Origin of the sequence: Celeribacter sp., from assembly GCF_048259695.1 — a bacterium.
Taxonomy (GTDB): Bacteria; Pseudomonadota; Alphaproteobacteria; order Rhodobacterales; family Rhodobacteraceae; genus Celeribacter.
Genome location: NZ_JBLXHL010000003.1, coordinates 144,066 through 164,485, shown reverse-complemented (window position 1 = coordinate 164,485; position 20,420 = coordinate 144,066). Strand labels below are relative to the sequence as shown.

Here is a 20,420-nt window from a genome sequence, read left to right as displayed (position 1 = left end):
GTCTCCTTAGTGGAATTGCGCAGGCAGCCACAGTGACAGCGCAGGGATGTAAGTGACAAAGAGCAGCGTGACGATAGCGGCGATATAAAACGGCCAGATCGTACGAATGGCGTTCCAGACAGGAATATTGCCCACCGCACAGCCCACGAACAACACCGCCCCCACCGGCGGCGTACACAGGCCGATCCCGAGGTTGAGGATCATCACAATCCCGAACTGGACCGGATCAATGCCAAAGGCCGTGGCCACGGGCAGGAAAATCGGCGTGGTGATAACGATCAGCGGCGACATGTCCATAAATGTGCCCAAGAACAACAACATAACGTTGATGAGCAACAAGATCACAATAGGGTTGTCGGACACCGATTGCATGAAGGCCACAAGCGCAGTCGGAACTTTGAGATAGGCCAGAAGCCACCCGAAGGCCGCCGCACAACCGATCACCAAAAGCACCATCGCGGTGGTGCGTACCGCACCTTTGACGGCGAGAACGAACTCGGAAAACGACAAAGAGCGGTAGACAAAAAAGGTGACAAGCATCGCATAAACCACCGCGATACAGGAACTTTCCGAGGCGGTGAAAATGCCCGAGCGCACACCGCCAAAGATGATTGCAACCAGAATCAAACCCGGCAAGGCGGAGACCAACATCGCAAGGATCATGCGCCCGCCCGGAAAGGCTTCAAGCGGGTAACCGCGCTTTTTGGCGACGAACCACGCCGCAAACATCAACGACAGCGCGAGGATCAAACCGGGGATAATACCGGCGGTAAACAGATCCGCGATGGAGATTTTGCCCCCCGCCGAGATCGAATAGATAATCAGGTTGTGCGAGGGCGGCAGCATCAGCGCGATGATCGATGAGACAACCGTAATATTCACAGCGTAATCAGCGTCATACCCGCGCTCCTTCATCTGTGGAACCATCAGGCCACCAATGGCCGATGCATCGGCGGCGGCGGATCCGGAGATGCCGCCGAACAGGACGGAGGCCATGATGTTGACCTGCCCCAATCCACCACGGAAGTGACCGACAGCGGCCCCCGCAAGCGCCACAAGCCGGCGTGCGATGTCGCCCCGCACCATCAATTCGCCCGCAAAGATAAAGAACGGAATGGCCATAAGGGCAAAGACGGAAACGCCCGAATTGAGACGTTGGAACACCACCACAGGCGGCAAGCCCAGATAGGCAACAGTGGCAAAGGACGACACACCGAGGCAGAACGCCACGGGCGTGCCGATCAACAGCAAAAAGGTAAAGGAGCCAAACAGCACCCAAAGCGCATGATCGGGGCCGATGAGGGCGGCGATATCAAACATTAGCGATCTTCCTCAGGCAATTCGGTTTCGCCAAAACGCGCGGTCACCAGACCCGCTGCGCGGCGCGCAATACGTTCGATCGAGAACAGGACCATCAAAATCCCGCCTGTAATCAAAGAGAAAAAGGAGGCCGCCCCTGTGATCCCGAGATTGGGAATGGTGGAGGGCCATGTTTTTTCGGCCAGTTGCCACCCGTAGGAAATCATACCGAGACCAAAGGCCACGATGACCAAATCGGAAATCGTATGCAGCACGGATTTGACCCGGTCGGGCAGAACATAAAGCAAGACATCAAACGACAGGTGGTACCCCTCGCGGATGCCGACGGCGGCCCCCAAAAAGATGAACCACCCCATGATGAGCACGGCCCAGCTTTCGGTCCATGTCGGCGTGTTATTGAGCACAAAGCGTCCAAACACCTGATAGGCGATAAAGGCGGTCATCAAGACCAGACCTATGCCCGAAATCCAAAGCGCAGCGCGGGCGACAACCGCCATCACACGGGCAACTTTTTTCATAAATATCTGCATCTTAACCCCGTTTATCCCTGCATGAGGGAGGACGGGACGCCCCATGTGTGGCGCATCCCGTATCTATGTGGTGGAGCCTCGCAGGAATGGAGGATGCGAGGCCCCGTACCCGAAGGGATCGGGCAACTTTCGCGTGCTATTCGCGCGCTTATTCTGTCGCCTGGATACGCGTTACGAGGTCTTTGAGTTTGTCAGTGGTGACATATTTCTCATAGACCGGCACCATGGCTTCGATGAACGGCGTTTTGTCGATATCGGTGATGATTTCAACGCCCGCGGCGCGTACTTTTTCCTCGGAGACTTTCTCGCGCTCGGCCCACAACTCACGCATCACAGGAACGGAGGCTTTGGCGGCAGCACGCACGGCCATTTGTTCGTCAGCCGACAGTTTGTCATAGGAGGCTTTCGACATCACGAGCACTTCCGGCACGATCAGGTGCTGATCGAGGGTGTAATAGCCCGCGACCTCATAGTGGCCCGACGATTCAAAAGAGGGCCAGTTGTTTTCCGCACCATCAATCACGCCCGTCTGGATCGACGAATACACTTCGCCATAGGGCATCGGCGTGGCGTTCGCGCCAACGGCGGACACCATGTCCACAAAGAGATCCGACTGCATCACGCGGAATTTCAGACCCGCGAGATCGGACATTTGGGTGATCGGCTTTTCTTTATTGTAGAAAGAGCGCGAACCGCCATCGTAGAACGCCAGACCGACGAGATCGTGGGCCTCGAATGCCGCAAGGATTTCCGCGCCAATCGGGCCGTCCATCACGGTGTGCATGTGCTCGACCGACCGGAAGATGTAAGGAAGCGAGGGGACTTTCGTCTCTTCGATGATGTTGTTGAACGGGCCAAGCGAAACGCGGTTGAGGTCGATCACGCCGAACTGTGTCTGCTCGATGGTGTCTTTCTCTTCGCCAAGTTGGGCCGAGTGGAACACTTCGATGCACAGCTTGTCACCCGTGGCCTTGGCAAGCTCTTCGCCCATGTATTGTACGGCCGTGACGGTCGGGTAGCCATCGGGGTGGGTGTCGCTCGAGCGCAATGTGACCTCACATGCGGACGCGGACAAAACAGAGCCTGCGAGGATCGCGGCGGCTGCGGTATAGGTTTTCAAGTTCGTCATAGTAGTCTCCTCCCTGAGACGGAATTTGGTCAAAGTTTGTAAGCCTCTTTGACCAATCGGTAGGTGAGATCATGTGCGACCTCATGGGCCTCGCTTTCCCCGAGACGGCCCGTGGCCACCAGTTCGGCGAGGTATCCCGCATCCACGCGTCGCGCCACATCGTGACGGGCGGGGATGGAACAGAATGCGCGGGTGTCGTCGTTGAACCCCACGGTGTTGTAAAAGCCTGCGGTCTCGGTCGCGTTTTCACGGAACCGGCGCATGCCCTCGTAGCTGTCAAAGAACCACCATGGCGGCCCGAGGCGCAGCGCGGGGTACACCCCCGCAAGCGGCGCCAGTTCGCGGCTTTGCGTGGTCTCGTCCAACATGAACAAAATCACCCGCAGGTCTTTTTCCATGCCAACGGCACCAAGCAACGGCTTGAGGTTGTTGACGAATTCGGTTTGGGACGGGACATCAAACCCCTTGTCGCGGCCAAACATATCCAACATCGGCCCGGAGTGGTTGCGGTGCGCACCGGCGTGGATTTGCATCGTCAGCCCGTCGTCGAGCGACATCTTCGCCATCTCGGTGAGCATCTGTCCGCGGAACGCATCGCGCTCGTCTGCACTGCCCCTGCCCGACAGAACGGTCTGGAACAATTCGGCGGCCTGCGCGGGGTCAAGGTTCTCGGTGCGCGCACTCGGGTGGCCGTGGTCGGAGGCGGTGATGCGACCATGCTCTTTGAAATAGGCGCGGCGCACACGGTGGGCGTTGAGATAGCCCGTCCATGACGCGGTATCCTCGCCGGTCAGCTCGCCCAGTTTGAGCACATTGTCGGTAAAGCCCGCGAAATCGGGATCAACCACGTCGTCGGGGCGGTAAGCCGAAATCACCGTGCCGTCCCAATCGCTGTCGGCAATCATACGGTGGTATTTCAGGTCGTCGAGCGCCATTTCCGTGGTTGAAATCGCCTCGATATTGAACCGCTCGAACAGGGCGCGGGGGCGGAAATCATCCCCCTTGAGGCAGGCCTCGATGTGGTCGTAATAAGTTTGTGCCGTATCGGGACCAAAGGGGATGTCGAACCCGAACACCTCCTGAAACGCATGGGTGAGCCACATGTTCGACGGCGTGCCGCGCAACAGGTAGAAATTGTCGGCAAAGACCTGCCAGATTTTGCGCGGATCCTGTTCGGTTTGCCCGCCATCGGCACGTGGCACACCAAGCGTGGCCAGATCGATGCCCTGTGAGCAAAACATGCGGAACACATAATGGTCGGGCGTCACGAACAGACGGGCGGGATCGGGGAACGGCTCGTTGAGGGCAAACCAACGCGGATCGGTGTGACCATGCGGCGAAACAATCGGGAGATCCTTGATCCCCGCGTAGAGATCGCGGGCAAGGCCCCGCACCTTTGCATCCACTGGAAACAGGCGGTCCTCATCAAGTAGAGCCATTGGTATCCCCCCTTTGCTGTCGTCATTACAGCGCCGCGATCACATCTGATGTGCGATTCTTGTTGCGACACTTACATCTAGACTTCTAATATGCTAGTTGTGATTTACAGTCAACGCAGCAGTAACATCGTTCACATGACATTGCCTTTCACCTGCGAAACCGCGCATATAGAGACAAAGACACGGACGGGAGACGCACATATGGCCAATGACGCCACGCAAAGCACATCACGCGGCACGCAACCGGCCGCCAAGGTTCAATTGACCGCAATTGATCAAGCCCGCGTGCCGTCCGTAACCGATATGGTCTATGACGCGCTCTATCACCGCATTGTGGAATTGCAATTGCGCCCCGGCACAAAAATGTCGGAGGCCGAAGTGGCCAGCCAGTTAGGCGTGTCGCGCCAACCCGTGCGCGACGCCTTTTACCGCCTGTCGCAACAGGGGTTTTTGTTGATCCGCCCGCAACGCGCCACCACCGTCACCCCGATCTCGGTGAGCGCCGTGCTTGAGGCCCGCTTTATCCGCACCGCCCTCGAGATGGAAACCCTGCGCGCCGCAATGCTCAATATGACCGATGCGGGCGTGGCACGCCTTGAGGCCAATATCGCCGCGCAAAAAAACGCGATGGCCAACGATGACCGCACGGGGTTTCACGAGTTGGACGATGCGCTACACGAAATTTTATGTGACATCGCAGGCCGCCCGAAAGTCTGGACCATCATCAAAGACAACAAAGCCCACATGGACCGCGTACGCTACCTGTCCTTGGGCAAGGGATCGCAACTGGCCTATGACGACCACTGCGCCCTGTTGGTGACGATCAAGGCCCGCGACACCGAGGCCGCCTCCACACTCATGCGCGCCCACCTGGAGCGCATCGGGCATATTATTGACGATATCCGTGCCGAACATGGCGAATTTTTTGAAAATGAGGACGAACGTGGCGCATAAAAAGCTTTTAACCATTGGCGAATGCATGGTGGAAATGGCTCCCGACGGAGCCGGAAAATACGACATGAACTTTGCGGGCGATACGCTTAACACCGCATGGTATGCACGTCGGTGCCTTGCGGGGGACCTCGACTATCACGTGGGCTATATGACCTGCGCGGGGGCGGATGCCGTGTCCGACCGCATGGTCACATTTCTACAGTCCTCCGGGATCGAAACAGATCACATTGCCCGCATTCCCGACCGCACTGTCGGTCTTTACATGATCCAGCTCGACAATGGCGAGCGCAGCTTTGCCTATTGGCGCGACACCTCGGCGGCAAAACTTCTGGCCGCGGACCCTGCCCGTCTGGATGCGGCCTTTGATGGCGAAAGCATCCTGCTGTTTTCGGGGATCACGCTTGCGATCCTGTCGCCCGAACACCGTCAGAACCTGATCGACGCACTATCGCGCGCCCGCGCCAAAGGGGCCGAGGTGGTGTTTGACACCAACATCCGTCCGCGCCTGTGGGAAACCCCCGAAGCCACCAAAGACTGGCTGTCCAAAGCGGCGGCGATTGCCGACATCATGTTGCCGTCCTTTGACGAGGAAGAGATCATGTTCGGCGACACAAAGCCCGCCGACACCGCGCTGCGCTACCGCAAGCTTGGCGCCCATACGGTGATCGTCAAAAACGGCGCCGACGAGCTATACGCATGGTCCGAAGGCGAAGGCGGGTTCACATTGCACCCCGATCCGGTCCAACCCGTGGACAGCACGGCGGCAGGCGACAGTTTCAACGCAGGGTTCCTGACCGCACGCATGAAAGGCGCGGACCTCACCGATGCGCTTCGGGCCGGTATGGCGCTTTCGGCGCAGGTGGTGTTGCACCGCGGGGCCTTGGTCAAACTCTGAGCCACCGATCATTCACAGACACAAAAGGGCGGGGTTCATCCCCGCCCTTTCCAGTTTCAAAACGTTTTGAACGTCTTACATGTAAGAGTTCACAAGGTTTTCCAGACGCTCCTGACGACCCGAGCGTGGTTCCGGATTGATATCCTCGGCCAGAACGCGGGCCTGAATGCTTTCCAGATCACTTTCGAGCATCGCCTTGGATGTCTCGCTGTCCCAATCGGCATAACGGGCATCACGTGCCGCTTCCAGCTTGCCATCCTCAAGCATCGCCGCTGCCGCTTTGAAGCCACGCGCACAGATGTCCATGCCGCCCACGTGGGACAGGATGAGGTCTTCGGCGTCGAGGGATTGACGGCGAATGCGGGCATCAAAGTTGGTGCCGCCCTTGGTAAACCCGCCCGCGCTCAGGACTTCGTAATAGGCCAAAGCCACTTCGGGGACGTTGTTCGGGAACTGGTCGGTGTCCCATCCGGATTGGTAATCGTTGCGGTTCATGTCGATCGAGCCGAGCATGCCCAAGGACCGCGCCACAGCCAGTTCGTGCTCGAACGAGTGACCCGCCAGGATCGCGTGCCCCTGTTCAAGGTTGAGTTTGACCTCGTTCTCAAGGCCGTAGCGCTTGAGGAACCCATAGACCGTTGCAACGTCAAAATCGTACTGGTGCTTGGAGGGTTCTTGTGGTTTCGGCTCGATCAAGATCTGACCGTCCCACCCCATCTTGTGCTTGTAGTTCACAACCATTTCCAACATCCGCGCGGCGTGATCGGCCTCTTTGGTCAGGTCGGTGTTGAGCAGTGTCTCGTAGCCCTCGCGACCGCCCCACAAGACGTAGTTCGCCCCGCCGAGTTTGATCGTCGCATCCATGCAGGATTTGATCGTCGCCGCAGAATAAGCAAACACATCGGGATCAGGGTTGGTGGCCGCCCCCGCCATGAAACGGCGGTGCGTAAACAGGTTGGCCGTCCCCCAGAGCAGCTTTGTCTTGGAGCTTTCCATTTTCAGCGCGAAATAGTCCACGACCTCTTCGAGGTTGCGGGTGCTTTCGGCAAAATTGGCGCCCTCGGGACGCACATCGAGATCGTGAAAGGCAAAGAACGGCGCTTGCAAGATGTCGTACATCTCGAACGCAACGTCGGCTTTCAGTTTGGCGTTTTCCATGCCACCATCGAACCACGGACGCTCGAACGTGCGCCCGCCGAACGGGTCGCCGCCCTCATAGGCGAACGAGTGCCAATAGGCGATGGAGAACCGCAGGTGGTCTTCCATCCGCTTGCCCATGACCACTTCGTCAGGGTTGTAATGTTTGAATGCAAACTCGTTGTCGCTGTCTGCGCCTTCGAATTTTACTTGGCTGATACCTTTGAAAAAGTCTGTCATGTCAGTCCCTTGATCGCAATTTGTGCTGATTTGTAGCGTTCAAACCCGTCCGCAAACGCCTGTGTCAGCGCCGCATCGGGGTCAATGGTTTTCTCGATTGTGGGTGCCGTGGCCAATTCGGCCCCGCCCCCTGTGGCCGCCATCAGGCCAAGTCGCGCCGCGCCGAACGCGCCGCCGAAATCGCCCGAAACGGGCAAATGAACAGGGCAATCCAGAGCCGTGGCAATCGCCTTGACCCAGTAGTCGGAATTGGACCCGCCGCCGACCGCCAAAAGGTGGTCGATCTTGGTGCCTGTTGCCGCCAGAGCATCGGCGCAATCCTTGATCGCGAAGGTCACACCCTCAAGCACGGCACGGGTTCCCGCCGCCGTATCGGTGGCGTGTTCCAGACCGACAAAGGCGCCGCGAATACCCGCATCGTTGAGCGGCGTGCGCTCGCCGCCCAAGTAGGGCAGGAAGCGTGTTTTGCCGGGCGATTGCAACGCGCCGAGGTTCGAGGTCAGCGCGGCCGCGCCCTGCCCCACGAAGCGCCCGTACCAGTTGAGCGCATCGGTCGCCGCGAGGATCACGCCCATCTGGTGCCATGTCTCGGGCAACGCGTGGCAAAAGGTGTGAACCCCGCGCCCCGCATCGGGCTGATAGCCGTCATTGGCCGCGAACAGCACGCCCGAGGTGCCGAGCGAGACAAAGGCCTGACCCGCCTTGACCACGCCCACGCCAATGGCCGAGGCCGCGTTGTCGCCCCCCCCGCCCGCGATGACGCAGCTCGCCGGCACGCCCCATTTGGCCGCCAGTTCGGCGCGCAAGGTTCCCGACACCTGCGCCCCCTCGACAAGGCGCGGCATGAACGAGCGGTCCATATCGGTGGCCGCCAACAGATCATCGGACCAATCGCGTTTTGCGGTGTCGAACCACGCGGTGCCCGCACTATCGGACATGTCGCCCACGTAGTCGCCCGTCAGGAACAGACGCAAATAATCTTTCGGCAACAAGACCTTGGCGACCTTTGCAAAGATCTCGGGTTCGTTGTTTTTCACCCACGCCAGTTTTGGTGCGGTAAATCCGGGAAACACAATGTTGCCGGTGAGATCGCGGAACTTCGGATCTGCATCAAGGCTTGCAGCCTCGGCATGCGACCGCGTGTCATTCCACAAGATACACGGACGCAACACCGCATCGGAGGCGTCCAGAAGCGTCGCACCGTGCATCTGGCCGGACAGGCCAATACCCGCAACGCCCGACAGATCGGCCTTGGCGCCAAGGGCCGCCATCACCGCGTCGCAGGCATCGAGCCAACTTTGCGGGCTTTGCTCGGACCATCCGTCATGGGGGCGCTCGTTGGTCAACGGCGCATTGGCCTCTGCCACGATTGCCTGATCCTCAGACATCAAAATTCCCTTGAGACCCGACGTGCCGAGGTCCAATCCGATATACATCCTGCGTCCTTTTCTCTTTACCCGTACGGACCCTGCATCAACGTCTGTATCGATTACGGAGTCCGTGAAAAAATATGTCCCGCACCCGCCACACCCCTGTGGCGGATACGGGAAGGTCAGTGCGCCTAGTAGGCGGCGTCGGGCTTTTTGCCCATGATGATCATCCCCAGAATGTCGTCATCTGTGACCTCGTTCACGTTGACGGTGCCGACCGATTGGCCGTTTTTCATCACCATCGCGCGGTCACACAGTTTCATCACGTTGTGGATGTCGTGCTCGATCAGGAAAATCCCGAGGCCCTGACGTTTCAGCTCCTCGATCAGCTCGGCCACCATCTGTGTCTCATGGGGACCAAGCGCCGCGGTGGGCTCGTCCATGATGAGGATCCGCGCGTTGAAATAGACCGCACGGGCGATGGCCACCGATTGACGTTGCCCGCCCGACAGGGCCGACACCGGATCGGAGAACTTTTTGAAGTTGGGGTTGAGGCGGGCCATGATCGCACGTGTTTCGGCCTCCATTGCCCCCTCGTCGACGAACCCCAACGGGGACACCAGTTCACGGCCCAGAAACAGGTTCGATGCCGCATCCAGATTGTCCGCCAACGCCAGCGTTTGGTAGATGGTTTCGACGTTGTATTTACGCGCGTCACGGGTGTTGCGGATTTCGGCCTTTTCACCGTCGATGAAAATCTCGCCGGAATCCATGTGATAGGCGCCCGACAGGCACTTGATCAACGTGGATTTGCCCGCGCCGTTGTGGCCCAAAAGGCCCACAACTTCGCCCGCGTGCAGCGAGATCGAGACGTTATCCACCGCCTTGATGCCGCCAAAGGAGATGGAAATATCACGCATATCCACCAAGGGAGTTCCGGTGTTCGGGTTGCCACTCATGTTTTGATCCCCAGACGTTTACGGTAAATGATGTCGATCCAGACCGCGATTACGAGAACGCCGCCGACGACAATGTTCTGGAACGGTGCATCGACACCGACCATCGCCATGCCCGACTGCAAGGACTGCATGATAAGCGCCCCGAGGATAGCCCCGTGGATGGTGCCGATTCCGCCGGACAAGGCCGTGCCGCCGATCACCGCCGCCGCAATCACCCGCAGCTCGTCGAGCGTACCGATGTCATTGGCGTGGCTTTGCAAACGCGCTTGGGCGATGATGGCCGACAGACCACACAAGAACCCCATGAGCGCAAAGACCTTGACCGTCAAAAGGCGGGTGTTGATGCCCGAAAGCTCCGCCGCATCAGGGTTGCCGCCGGTGGCAAAGATATAGCGCCCGAGGCGGGTTTTCTTGGCCACGATGGTCATGATGATGGCCGTGGCGATCAGGATCAACACCGAAATCGGAAGCCCGTAGCCCTCGGTATAGCCCGCAGGCAAGTCCAGACCGTCCGCCTCGAACATCCGGCGCAATTTGCCTTTTGGAATGTCATAGGCGTTGAGCGTGGCGATAAAGCCCATGATGGTGCCGACGGCCGCAACGGCGATGGTCACTTCGGCCCAGACGGGTTTGACGGGGAACTCGTGACGCACCTTGGCGCGGCGCGAATTCCACAGCGCATAGATGGTAAAGAGCGAGGCGAGACCGCCCACGACCCATGACCATGTGACGCCCAATGTCCCCTCTGCGCCGCCAAACACCAGAAAGGTCTGGTCAAGCGGAGCAATGGTTTGGCCATCGGTGAGATACCAACCCACGTTGCGCCAGACGAGCAAACCGCCCAGGGTGACGATAAAGGCGGGAATGTTGTGATAGCCCACGAGCCACCCGTTCACCGCCCCGATCAGGGTGCCGAACAACAGGCCCGACAACATCGCCAGAGGCGCAATCATCGGATGGCCGATTTCAAGACCAAAGGTCGATGGCAACCAACGGGCCTGAACCATCGCCATAATGGCCGAACACAATGCCAAAAGCGCGCCCACGCTCAGGTCGATGTGGCGCATGACAATCACAAACACCATGCCCGTGGCCATAATCGCCACCGACACTGTTTGAATTGTCAGGTTGAAAATATTGCGAGGGGTCAAAAACCGCCCCTCCGTGACAAAGTTGAAGGCCAGACAGAGCACCACAAATGCCCCGATCATCCCTAGCAACCGCATGTCCAATTCGAGCTGCGCAAAGAGACCCTTCGAGCCCTTTACCGCAGTGTTGTCCTGCGCGGAATCCGCCATGTTTGTTCCCCATCGGGCGTGCTTTGCGCCCGTCAATTCTATTGGCTCACCAACTCGGGTGATCCATGCCCGCGCAACCCCCCATACCCTGACGGGTACGGGAGGCCACGTTCGGTCCTTGCACCCCGGACGAGGTGCAAAAAGGCTTAGTTACAAGGTGCGGGACCGGCTTCGACGCCTTGGCACAGAGCCTCGACGGTGATCCAGCCTGCGTCTGTCACAGCCGTCAGGTTGGCCGCGGTGATCGGCATTGGCGCGAGGAACATGGCGTTCATCTCGGTGCCACCGGGTGTGGTGAATTTAACCGCACCCTCAACGGCGTCCATTGCTGTGCCGCCGGCAAGCGCCACTGCGATTTCTGCGGCATTCTTGCCAAGCTCACGCGCGTCTTTCCATACGGAAACCGTCTGTGTGCCTGCTGCGACGCGGTTCAATGCGGCGTGATCGCCGTCCTGACCGGAGACGGGGATGCCCTGCATGCCCTGTGCGGTCAACGCCGCCACAACGCCACCGGCGGTGCCGTCGTTCGAGGCGATAACAGCGTCAACCTTGTTGTCGTTCTCGGTCAGGATCTGCTCCATGTTGCGCTGTGCGTTCGCAGGCAACCAACCGTCGGTGTAAGCTTCGCCAACGATGGTGATGTCGCCTGCGTCAACGGCAGCCTGAATGATCTCTTGCTGACCACCGCGCAGGAAGTCTGCGTTTGGATCGGTGGGCGAGCCTTTGATCATGACGTAGTTGCCGGAGGGCTGTGCTTCGAGAACCGCACGGGCCTGCATACGGCCAACTTCGACGTTGTCGAAGGTGAGGTAGAAGGCACGGTTGTCTTCGATCAGACGGTCATAGGCGACGACGGGGATGTCCTCGTCCACAGCGGCCTGAACAGCGGGAATAACGGCCTGGGTGTCTTGACCCAGAACGATCAGGGCATCGACGCCTTGCGCGATGAGGCTCTCGATGTCGGCAAGTTGTTTTGCGGAAGACGACTGCGCGTCTGCGGACACGTAGTTGGCGCCTGCAGCGTCAAGAGCCGCCTTGATGGCGCCCTCGTCTGTTTTCCAACGCTCTTCTTGAAAGTTGGACCAGCTCACGCCGACGGTGAGGTCGGCGGCATAGGCAGTGGATACGAGGCCAGAGGCCACGATGGTGGCTGCCATAAGCATGGATTTACGCATTATTTTCCTCCCAAAAAATATATATAGCTGTCCGAACACACGGCGTGCAGTATGCAACGCTCGACTCGCTATCGGACAAGGGCAGGATACACATTTAAATTTAGCTTCCAAATAAAATAACGCGCTGATCGCAACTTTTTTGCTAGATTTGCCGCCACACCCGTGACTTAAATACCCGAAGGGAGGGTTGATCGCGTTTTTCGGTCAACATTTAATTATCTGCATGAATTTTAAAACATGAACACTCCGGACTTCAAATCCACCCTTTCCGAGGGGGAGGCCCAAGGGTGCGGGCCGCTGTTTCGTGCCCAGAACGCAACGCCAAAACCGCTGCGCCGTCAGCTGTTCGAGGCCATTCGCGCCGCAGGAACCATTGCGCGGGTCGATATTGCCAAACACCTCGACATCAGCCCCGCCACCGTCACCACGCTGACCACCGATCTCATCGACATGGGGCTGATCGCACAAACCGAAATCGCCCGCCCCACCTCGGACACCACGCGCGGGCGTCCGCGTGTCGGCCTTGAGGTCAACGGGGCGGCCAGTGCGGTCATCGGCATCAAAATCTCGGATCGCGGCAACTCCGCGGTTCTGCTTGATCTCGCGGGAAAGCGCATTGGCGCGGCCACCCTGCCCGCTCCACCAGAGCGGCGCGGCACGAACGACATCGTGGACGAGATCGAAAACCTCGTTGCCGCCGCCCTCGCCTCCGCCGATCTGGACCGCTCCGCCCTTGCCACCGTTGCGCTTGGCGTCCCCGGCATGGTGGATTTCGACGCGGGCCACGTCATCTGGTGCCCGTTCCTGAGCGAGCCTGACATTGCGCTGCGCGACCTGCTTCAAACCCGTCTGGGCATTCCCGTGCGCATCGACAATGACGCCAACCTGTTGGCCATGGCCGAGCTGTGGTTCGGCGCCGGCCGTGCGCTTGACAACTTTGCCGTCGTGTCGATCGAGCACGGCGTTGGCATCGGCTATGTACAGGGTCACACCCTGCAACGGGGCGGCGCGGGTCATGGCATGGAGCTTGGCCACATGACCATCCAGATCAACGGCGCGCTGTGCCGCTGTGGCAAACGCGGGTGCCTTGAGGCCTATGTGGCCGACTATGCGCTCGTGCGCGAAGCCCACACCGCCCTTGCCCATCCGTTCGGCACCACCGCCACGCCCTCCGAAATGCTCGAGGATCTGTTCCGGCAGGCCAAAGACGGCAATGAGGCCGCACAGGCGATCTTTTCACGCGCGGGGCGCTATCTCGCCGTGGGTCTGGCCAATGTTGTGACACTCTTTGACCCCGCTCTGATCTTGCTGTCGGGGGACCGGTTGCGCTACGACTACCTTTATGCAGAAGAGGTGCTCAGCGAGTTCCGCGACCTCACGCAAAAACCGGGTCGCCCGCCCACCCCTGTGGACATCCATGCATGGGGCGATCTGATTTGGGCGCAAGGCGCAGGTGCTTTGGCGCTCGACCATGCAACGGAGAGACTTCTGGGATGAGCCGAGCCCCCTTTTTGACCACCTTGACCGCCCTCGGGTGCCTACTCACCACGACCACCGCACAGGCCGACACCGCGATCACCTACGCAGATCGCTCCGACGCGCTGCCCCGCCACGCCTATACGGGCGGATGGGAGCATTTCGTCGGCGGAGGCGTGGCCGTGTTCGATTGCAACGCCGACGGCTTGGCCGATCTGTTTGCCGCAGGGGGGGACAGTCCCGCACGCCTGATGATCAACAGCTCCGAGCGCGGCGGTGCGCTTTCATTCCGGTCGGGCCAGATATCCGACATCACGGGCGTCACGGGGGCCTACCCCATCGACATCGACAGCGACGGCCACCTTGATCTGGCCGTTCTGCGCGTTGGCGCGAACATGTTGCTCAAAGGCGGACCGGACTGCACCTTCGAGGACGCCGGTGCGGCATGGGGATTTGACGGCGGCGACAGGTGGACCACGGCCTTTAGCGCCACATGGGAGGCCGGGGCCGACCGCCCGACGCTGTTCTTTGGCAACTACGTCGACCGCGACAATCCCGACGGGCCGTTCGAAGCCTGTGACAGCAACGAATTACACCGTCCCACTGTGGACGGGTGGGACAAAGCCGTGTTGGAGCCGGGGTTTTGCACCCTCTCCGCGCTGATGTCCAAAGGCGCGCGGGGCGCCACCATGCTGCGCCTGTCCAACGATCGCCATTACTATGTCAAAGGCGGCTATGAACAGCTTTACGATCTCGCTCTGGACCGGTTTCTGACCGAAGAGGACGGGTGGGACAAGGTCTCGCTCTGGGGCATGGGCATTGCCGAGCGCGATGTCGACGGGGATGCCATTGCGGATGTGATGCTGACCTCAATGGGGGACCAGTTGTTACAATTCGGCATGGCCGACGGGTCCTATACGGCCGCGCCATACGACATCGGCACCTATGCGCAGCGCCCCCATGTGGGCGAGGACGGACGCGCCTCGACGGGGTGGCATGCGGCATGGGGGGACGTGGACAATGACGCCGACACCGACCTGTTCATCGCCAAGGGCAACGTGGAACAAATGCCATCCAACGCAGCGCGGGACCCCAACAACCTGTTGATCCAAGGCGAGGACGGGCGGTTTACGGAACGATCGGTCGAAGCGGGCGTGGCCTCACTGGAAAAGTCCCGCGGGGCGGGCTTGGCCGACCTCAACGGCGACGGCAAACTGGACCTCGTTGTGGTCAATCGCGGCGCGCCGATGCAGCTGTATCAAAACACCACAACCGACACGGGTAGCTATCTGGATGTGTCGCTCTATCAAGCGGGCGCAAACAGTTCGGCGGTGGGCAGCGTGATCGAGGTATTGACCAATCGCGGCTTGCAGACCCAGGAAATCACCATTGGCGGTGGCCACGTATCGGGGCAATCGGTGCCGCTCCATTTCGGACTTGGCAAGGCGGAGAAGGTTCAGGTGCGCGTGGTCTGGCCCGATGGCGAGGACAGCGACTGGGTCGAGATTACGCCCCTCAACCGCTGGATCGAACTGGCGCGGTAAAGTCCACGGGTCAAACACCACGGGTTCCGGCGATTGGCTCCGGCTATTTCTCGAACGGCAGACCCGAGGGGACGACATCCGGCACACCAAGGTGCGGCGTGTCATCCGTAAGTATACCCAAAAAGGCCACAAGCGCGTCGATATCATCGGCCGAAAGCCGCAAATCATCCACCGCGATGGCATCGGTAATCGCCGCCCCTTCGCGGGCGTCATTCCACGTTTCCCAATCCTCCACATCCATCGCGGGAAGCACCGCCATCTCGGGCGACCATGCGCCAAAAGCCGCACGCGGCAGACTATGCGCGGTCACGAATTCCCACAGATCGGCATAGGCGCCGGTATGGCCATAGGGGGCGGTGAGCGTCACATTGCGCAAGGACGGCGTGCGAAAGGCGTACAGATCGCGTGCCTTGCCGGTCACGCGGAACCGGCCCTCGTCACGCACGCCCTGTTCGAACGGCAACGTCTTTCCCGGGCCGAACTGCGGTTGTCCCATAGCGTGGAATTTATGGTCGGTTTGGAACGTGCCGCTGTGGCATTCCACACAGCCCGCATCGCCATAAAACAACGCCATGCCCGCGGCGGCAAGGGGATCAAGGGGCGTGTCATCCCCGCGCAGCACCGCATCGAACGGGCTATTATCGGCGCGGAATTCGACGGCGATGAAACTGGCAATCGCGTTGGAAATGTCGGCGAACCGGATCTCACGCGTGGCGATGTCGGGATAGGCGGCGACAAACAGGGTTTGGTATTCGGGAAGTGCCGCCACTTTCGAGGCAATCAAATCCCACGCGCCACCCTCACCCGAGAACCGCCCCTTGCGCACCGCCTTGGAGATCGGGTTTTCATTGACATGTCCCGCCATCTCGTCAGGGGACAGCACGGGAAAGGCCGCCTGAGTGGCCAGAATGCCGTTCACCTGTTCGAAAAACGGGTCTTCGATCGGGACGTGCAATTGCCCGTCCACCATTTCAACCCGCCCGTCATGGAACATCGTGGTGTATTCAAGCGCTCCGAGATTGTAGAGCGCAGGCGCGTTGCGCGGCACACGGTCCTCGGGCACATTCGCCGGATCAAACACCCGCGCCGGACCAAGGCCGACACCGCCCTCCCCCATGCCAAGGCTCAGCCCGTCCGAGGTGCCGAATTTGGGGTGGTGACAGGTGGAACAGGAAATATTGTCGTTGCCCGACAGGACCGGATCATAGAACAACAACTGCCCGAGGGCGACTTCCGCGGGGGTCGTGGCCAGAAAATCCGCATCCGTAGCGGGCGCAGGGAGATCGAGCGCCGATATATCGAGCGCCCAAGCAAAACTTGCACAAATCGAACCTAAGGTAACGATTGCAGCGGCTAAGGCGGGCTTATTTCCGTGCATATTCAACATATGCAAAGGCTACTCCATCGGGGGACCATGAGGGAACATTTATTGTGCCTTGCCCGCCAAAGAGCGCCATCAAGGTCACAGGGTCGCCCCCGTCAGGGGCAATCATGCGCAGTTCAACGTCAAGATCGGCGGGGTGGCCGGTCGTGCCTGCCGGATAGGCAAGATAGACAATGCGGCGGCCATCGGGGCTTGGATGCGGAAACCAATTGACGCGATCATCATTGGTCATTTGCTCGGCGTCCGTGCCGTCCACCCGCACGCGCCACAGATCGGACGAACCATTGCCAGAGCGCTCGGAGTTGAACCAGACCCATGCCCCGTCGGGGGTATAGTCAGGCCCGTCATAATGGTGATCGCTCTGGATCAAACAGCGTTCTTCACCGCCCTCAATCGGACAGGTCCAGATGCCGAACACCCCATCACGCACCGCCGTATAGGCCACGGTTTTACCATCGGGCGACACGCCGTGCCACCAACTGGGCGCTTCGGGCGTGATTTGAACGGGGTCCTCGTCGGTCTCGAGATCGAGCGTCCAGATCAGCGACCCCGCACCAAGAGTATGATCCGACAGGATCAGTTTGGACCCGTCAGGTGTGATGCCGTGATCGTTGTTGAGCGTGATCAAAAGCCCCGTGTCGATCTCGGCCAATTCAGGTTCGGCCAGATCCACCTCGAACAGCCGCCCGTCCCCGTTGACGATCAGGGCCGACCCGTCGGGCGTCCAGTTTGGCGCCTCGATATGCATGTCGGTTTCGAGCACAGGGAACGCGCCGCCCTCGTCAAAATCGTAGATCATAATACGCGAGGTCCAGTCGGACATGAGGCTCTCCGTCACTGCACATATTTACTGTGCGAAAGGGGCAAAGGGGTCGGGCGGGCAAGGATGCCCACCCGGTTCGCTGTGACTTTACGCGCCTTCGGGGCGGTAAGCAAAGCGGGAAAACAACGCCTCTTTGCCCCGCCCCGTGATGTCCATCGCGTACATGCCGATAAAGCCGCCCGTGAACGAGCCATGTTCGCCAAACCCCGCCTCATCCGAGATCAGCGTGGCGTCCAACAGCCCGCCGATGGGCGTCCAGTCGCCATCCGCCATACGCCACGAAAACCGCAAATCGGCGTGATCCACATCGGCCCGCATTTCAACGGCGCCATCAGGGATCGCCACAGGCGCACCATGCCACGTCAACTCGTTGTCGGTGAAATCGCCCAGACAGGACACGACACGCAGGCACCGCCCGATGTCAGGTTCAAAGCAAATCAACAGCTTGTGGAATTTGTGGCGGTTATAGTAATGCGCCAGTCCCGCCGCCTGTTGATAGGTGTCAGGGGTGAAATCGACCGTGGTTTCGGCAGTGTAGGTGAAATGCTCCTGACGACGGGCGACAAGCGCGTTTTCATACCACGAGCCAAAGCTTTCGCGACCCGTGATGCGCAGGCCATCGTCCACACGGAACAAGCGTTCGGGATGCGGGTGGCGCAGCCATTGAAAATCACTCGGAAGCGCGTTGCCCTCGAACGCGGTCTCGCACACCTGCGGCGGGCGCGGCGCGACATCGGCCAGTCCGTCCAACTCACCGCGCGGCACCATTCCACCCTGTTCCAGATAGAGCCAGTCATCTTTCCAGACACAACGCTCAATCCCCGTTTCGCGGCCCATCGGACAGTAAAACGTGTTCGAGCCGCGTTTCTGGATCGGCCGCCCCATGAGGAAGGTGTGATAGACCTGACCGTCCGGTGTCTCCACATATTGGCCGTGGCCCGTGCGTTGGATCGGGCTGTCGATGAGCGGTGTGTCTTTGGTCGAAATGACGTGCAAATCGGGGTGATCCTCGAACGGACCCCAGATCGATTTGGACCGCGCAAGGGTCACAGCATGACCATAGCCCGTCCCGCCCTCGGCGGTGGTCAGGTAGTAATAGCCATTGCGCTTGAACACATGCGGCGCCTCGGTCAGGCCGTGCGGCGAGCCGGGGTAGACGTATTTGACATCTCCCGTCAGCCCCGCCTCGGGTGACCATTCCTGCATCAAAATCCCGTCGAAAGACGAATGCTTCGGATTGCCGCCCGTACCTGCGCCGCGGTGGTTCCACTGCATATTCATAAAGTACTTTTTGCCGTCATCATCGTGGAACAGCGACGGATCAAATCCCGACGAATTGACGTACCACGGATCACACCACTCCCCGTCGATGGTCTCGCAGGCGGTGATGTAGTTGTGGGCGTCTTTGAATTTGCCGACAAAGCGTTTGACGTCCGTGTAGACGAGATAGAATTTCTCGCCGTCATGGCTCAAACACGGCGCCCAGACGCCGCAGCTATCGGGATTGCCGCGCATATCCAACAGCGCCGCACGGTTGAGCGGACGCGCCACCAGATCCCAATTGACCAGATCGCGGGAATGGAAAATCTGCACCCCCGGATACCACTCAAAGGTCGAGGTCGCGATGTAGTAATCGTCCCCGACCCGCACAAACGACGGGTCGGGGTTAAAGCCGGGGAGGATCGGATTGCGGATCACGAAGGCTCTCCAACATCCTCGGACGACTTGGCCCACAGGTTGATTTTTTCCTCGTCGGCGTAGTCGTCGATGAGTTTCAGTTCCTCTTCTGTAAACTCCAGATTGTCGATGGCACCAACACAATCTGTCACTTGGGACGGTTTGGACGCCCCGATCAGGGCGGTGGTGATCCCGCCATTGCGCAACACCCACGCAATAGCCATCTGCGCAAGCGTCTGGCCGCGTTTGGCGGCAATGTCATTGAGTTTGTTGAGGTTTTCAACGGCACGGTCCGAAATGAACTCGGGCTTGAGCGATTTGCCCTGGGTCGCGCGCGAACCTTCTGGCACCCCGTTGAGGTACTTGTTGGTCAACATGCCTTGCGCCAATGGCGTAAAGGCGATGGAGCCGACACCCAACTCTTGCAACGTGTCTTTGAGACCATCGTGTTCTACCCAACGGTTGAGCATATTGTAGCTCGGCTGATGGATCACGCAGGGCGTTCCAAGCTCGTTCAGAATGCGAACCGCCTCACGGGTGCGGTCGGAGTTGTAGCTCGAAATCCCGACGTAAAGCGCCTTGCCCTGACGCACGATACTATCGAGCGCACCCATGGTTTCCTCAAGCGGCGTATCGGGATCAAAGCGGTGCGAATAGAAAATATCGACGTAATCCAACCCCATACGCGTCAGCGATTGGTCGATGGACGACATCAGATACTTGCGACTGCCCCACTCGCCATAGGGGCCATCCCACATGTAATAGCCGGCCTTGGAGGAAATAATCATCTCGTCGCGCAGACCGGCGAAATCTTCCTTCAGGATCGAGCCGAATGCGAATTCGGCGGAACCGGGGGGCGGGCCGTAGTTGTTGGCGAGATCGAAATGGGTGATGCCGTGGTCAAACGCCGTGCGCAGGATCTCGCGCTTGGTGGTATGGGGCGTATCGCCACCAAAGTTATGCCACAGGCCGAGCGAAATCGCGGGCAGTTTCAGCCCCGAATTGCCACAGCGGCGGTAGACCATTTTGTCATAGCGGGTGTCTGACGGAACATAAGGTTTCATCGCGGA

Annotated in this window: 17 protein-coding genes; 4 read left to right on the top strand and 13 right to left on the bottom strand. The window is 59.6% G+C overall.

Annotated elements, in window-relative coordinates; translation table 11 throughout:
- Positions 1-6 precede the first annotated feature (6 nt).
- From ACN0Q0_RS06650 to uxaC, 4 genes are all read right to left on the bottom strand, one after another.
- Positions 7-1,320, bottom strand: a complete 1,314-nt coding sequence (locus tag ACN0Q0_RS06650; RefSeq protein WP_417242602.1) for a TRAP transporter large permease — start codon at positions 1,318-1,320, stop codon at positions 7-9.
- Complete coding sequence (locus ACN0Q0_RS06645; protein ID WP_417242601.1) at positions 1,320-1,838, bottom strand: TRAP transporter small permease; 519 nt, start codon at positions 1,836-1,838, stop codon at positions 1,320-1,322. The genes ACN0Q0_RS06650 and ACN0Q0_RS06645 overlap by 1 nt, the downstream gene beginning before the upstream one ends.
- Positions 1,839-1,998: 160 nt before the next feature.
- Entirely contained in the window at positions 1,999-2,979 is a 981-nt protein-coding gene (locus ACN0Q0_RS06640; protein WP_417242600.1) for a TRAP transporter substrate-binding protein, read from the bottom strand.
- 29 nt (positions 2,980-3,008) lie between these two features.
- Complete coding sequence (gene uxaC / locus ACN0Q0_RS06635; RefSeq protein WP_417242599.1) at positions 3,009-4,418, bottom strand: glucuronate isomerase; 1,410 nt, start codon at positions 4,416-4,418, stop codon at positions 3,009-3,011.
- Between the two features lie 201 nt (positions 4,419-4,619).
- Between uxaC and ACN0Q0_RS06630 the strand changes: the two genes are divergently transcribed.
- Positions 4,620-5,372: a GntR family transcriptional regulator gene (locus ACN0Q0_RS06630; protein ID WP_417242598.1), complete on the top strand. Its 753-nt coding sequence runs from the start codon at positions 4,620-4,622 to the stop codon at positions 5,370-5,372.
- Positions 5,362-6,267 (top strand): sugar kinase, encoded by a 906-nt coding sequence (locus tag ACN0Q0_RS06625; RefSeq protein WP_417242597.1) that lies wholly within the window; start codon positions 5,362-5,364, stop codon positions 6,265-6,267. The genes ACN0Q0_RS06630 and ACN0Q0_RS06625 overlap by 11 nt, the downstream gene beginning before the upstream one ends.
- A gap of 75 nt (positions 6,268-6,342) precedes the next feature.
- Here ACN0Q0_RS06625 and xylA read toward each other — a convergent pair whose 3' ends face one another.
- The 5 genes from xylA to xylF all read right to left on the bottom strand — a co-directional run bounded on the left by xylA (position 6,343) and on the right by xylF (position 12,446).
- Positions 6,343-7,644, bottom strand: a complete 1,302-nt coding sequence (gene xylA / locus ACN0Q0_RS06620; RefSeq protein WP_417242596.1) for a xylose isomerase — start codon at positions 7,642-7,644, stop codon at positions 6,343-6,345.
- The gene (xylB, locus tag ACN0Q0_RS06615; protein WP_417242595.1) at positions 7,641-9,080 is read right to left on the bottom strand and encodes a xylulokinase; all 1,440 of its coding nucleotides are present in this window, start codon (positions 9,078-9,080) and stop codon (positions 7,641-7,643) included. The genes xylA and xylB overlap by 4 nt, the downstream gene beginning before the upstream one ends.
- Positions 9,081-9,205: 125 nt before the next feature.
- Positions 9,206-9,973, bottom strand: a complete 768-nt coding sequence (locus ACN0Q0_RS06610) for an ATP-binding cassette domain-containing protein (RefSeq protein WP_417242594.1) — start codon at positions 9,971-9,973, stop codon at positions 9,206-9,208.
- Positions 9,970-11,271 (bottom strand): sugar ABC transporter permease, encoded by a 1,302-nt coding sequence (locus tag ACN0Q0_RS06605; RefSeq protein WP_417242593.1) that lies wholly within the window; start codon positions 11,269-11,271, stop codon positions 9,970-9,972. Before ACN0Q0_RS06605 ends, ACN0Q0_RS06610 begins: the two co-directional genes overlap by 4 nt.
- Before the next feature lie 146 nt (positions 11,272-11,417).
- Complete coding sequence (gene xylF / locus ACN0Q0_RS06600; RefSeq protein WP_417242592.1) at positions 11,418-12,446, bottom strand: D-xylose ABC transporter substrate-binding protein; 1,029 nt, start codon at positions 12,444-12,446, stop codon at positions 11,418-11,420.
- A gap of 237 nt (positions 12,447-12,683) precedes the next feature.
- On the opposite strand from xylF, the gene ACN0Q0_RS06595 reads away from it, so the two are divergent.
- The gene (locus tag ACN0Q0_RS06595) at positions 12,684-13,943 is read left to right on the top strand and encodes an ROK family protein (RefSeq protein WP_417242591.1); all 1,260 of its coding nucleotides are present in this window, start codon (positions 12,684-12,686) and stop codon (positions 13,941-13,943) included.
- The gene (locus ACN0Q0_RS06590) at positions 13,940-15,466 is read left to right on the top strand and encodes a CRTAC1 family protein (protein ID WP_417242590.1); all 1,527 of its coding nucleotides are present in this window, start codon (positions 13,940-13,942) and stop codon (positions 15,464-15,466) included. The genes ACN0Q0_RS06595 and ACN0Q0_RS06590 overlap by 4 nt, the downstream gene beginning before the upstream one ends.
- 43 nt (positions 15,467-15,509) lie before the next feature.
- Here ACN0Q0_RS06590 and ACN0Q0_RS06585 read toward each other — a convergent pair whose 3' ends face one another.
- From ACN0Q0_RS06585 to mgrA, 4 genes are all read right to left on the bottom strand, one after another.
- Complete coding sequence (locus tag ACN0Q0_RS06585) at positions 15,510-16,853, bottom strand: cytochrome-c peroxidase (protein ID WP_417242589.1); 1,344 nt, start codon at positions 16,851-16,853, stop codon at positions 15,510-15,512.
- Positions 16,831-17,673, bottom strand: a complete 843-nt coding sequence (locus ACN0Q0_RS06580; RefSeq protein ID WP_417242588.1) for a TolB family protein — start codon at positions 17,671-17,673, stop codon at positions 16,831-16,833. Before ACN0Q0_RS06580 ends, ACN0Q0_RS06585 begins: the two co-directional genes overlap by 23 nt.
- Positions 17,674-17,760: 87 nt before the next feature.
- A complete protein-coding gene (locus ACN0Q0_RS06575; RefSeq protein ID WP_417242587.1) occupies positions 17,761-19,371 on the bottom strand; it encodes a glycoside hydrolase family 43 protein in 1,611 nt (536 codons plus the stop codon).
- A complete protein-coding gene (gene mgrA / locus ACN0Q0_RS06570) occupies positions 19,368-20,414 on the bottom strand; it encodes an L-glyceraldehyde 3-phosphate reductase (protein ID WP_417242586.1) in 1,047 nt (348 codons plus the stop codon). Before mgrA ends, ACN0Q0_RS06575 begins: the two co-directional genes overlap by 4 nt.
- Between the last annotated feature and the right edge of the window lie 6 nt (positions 20,415-20,420).

What these genes read in the sequence shown, in the direction of transcription:
- ACN0Q0_RS06580 (WP_417242588.1), bottom strand. Translation starts at nt 17,673, where the DNA reads ATGTCCGACTGGACCTCGCGTATTATGATCTACGATTTTGACGAGGGC.
- uxaC (WP_417242599.1), bottom strand. Translation starts at nt 4,418, where the DNA reads ATGGCTCTACTTGATGAGGACCGCCTGTTTCCAGTGGATGCAAAGGTG.
- ACN0Q0_RS06645 (WP_417242601.1), bottom strand. Translation starts at nt 1,838, where the DNA reads ATGAAAAAAGTTGCCCGTGTGATGGCGGTTGTCGCCCGCGCTGCGCTT.
- ACN0Q0_RS06585 (WP_417242589.1), bottom strand. Translation starts at nt 16,853, where the DNA reads ATGTTGAATATGCACGGAAATAAGCCCGCCTTAGCCGCTGCAATCGTT.
- mgrA (WP_417242586.1), bottom strand. Translation starts at nt 20,414, where the DNA reads ATGAAACCTTATGTTCCGTCAGACACCCGCTATGACAAAATGGTCTAC.
- xylB (WP_417242595.1), bottom strand. Translation starts at nt 9,080, where the DNA reads ATGTATATCGGATTGGACCTCGGCACGTCGGGTCTCAAGGGAATTTTG.
- ACN0Q0_RS06640 (WP_417242600.1), bottom strand. Translation starts at nt 2,979, where the DNA reads ATGACGAACTTGAAAACCTATACCGCAGCCGCCGCGATCCTCGCAGGC.
- xylA (WP_417242596.1), bottom strand. Translation starts at nt 7,644, where the DNA reads ATGACAGACTTTTTCAAAGGTATCAGCCAAGTAAAATTCGAAGGCGCA.
- ACN0Q0_RS06590 (WP_417242590.1), top strand. Translation starts at nt 13,940, where the DNA reads ATGAGCCGAGCCCCCTTTTTGACCACCTTGACCGCCCTCGGGTGCCTA.
- ACN0Q0_RS06630 (WP_417242598.1), top strand. Translation starts at nt 4,620, where the DNA reads ATGGCCAATGACGCCACGCAAAGCACATCACGCGGCACGCAACCGGCC.
- ACN0Q0_RS06610 (WP_417242594.1), bottom strand. Translation starts at nt 9,973, where the DNA reads ATGAGTGGCAACCCGAACACCGGAACTCCCTTGGTGGATATGCGTGAT.
- ACN0Q0_RS06650 (WP_417242602.1), bottom strand. Translation starts at nt 1,320, where the DNA reads ATGTTTGATATCGCCGCCCTCATCGGCCCCGATCATGCGCTTTGGGTG.
- ACN0Q0_RS06605 (WP_417242593.1), bottom strand. Translation starts at nt 11,271, where the DNA reads ATGGCGGATTCCGCGCAGGACAACACTGCGGTAAAGGGCTCGAAGGGT.
- xylF (WP_417242592.1), bottom strand. Translation starts at nt 12,446, where the DNA reads ATGCGTAAATCCATGCTTATGGCAGCCACCATCGTGGCCTCTGGCCTC.
- ACN0Q0_RS06595 (WP_417242591.1), top strand. Translation starts at nt 12,684, where the DNA reads ATGAACACTCCGGACTTCAAATCCACCCTTTCCGAGGGGGAGGCCCAA.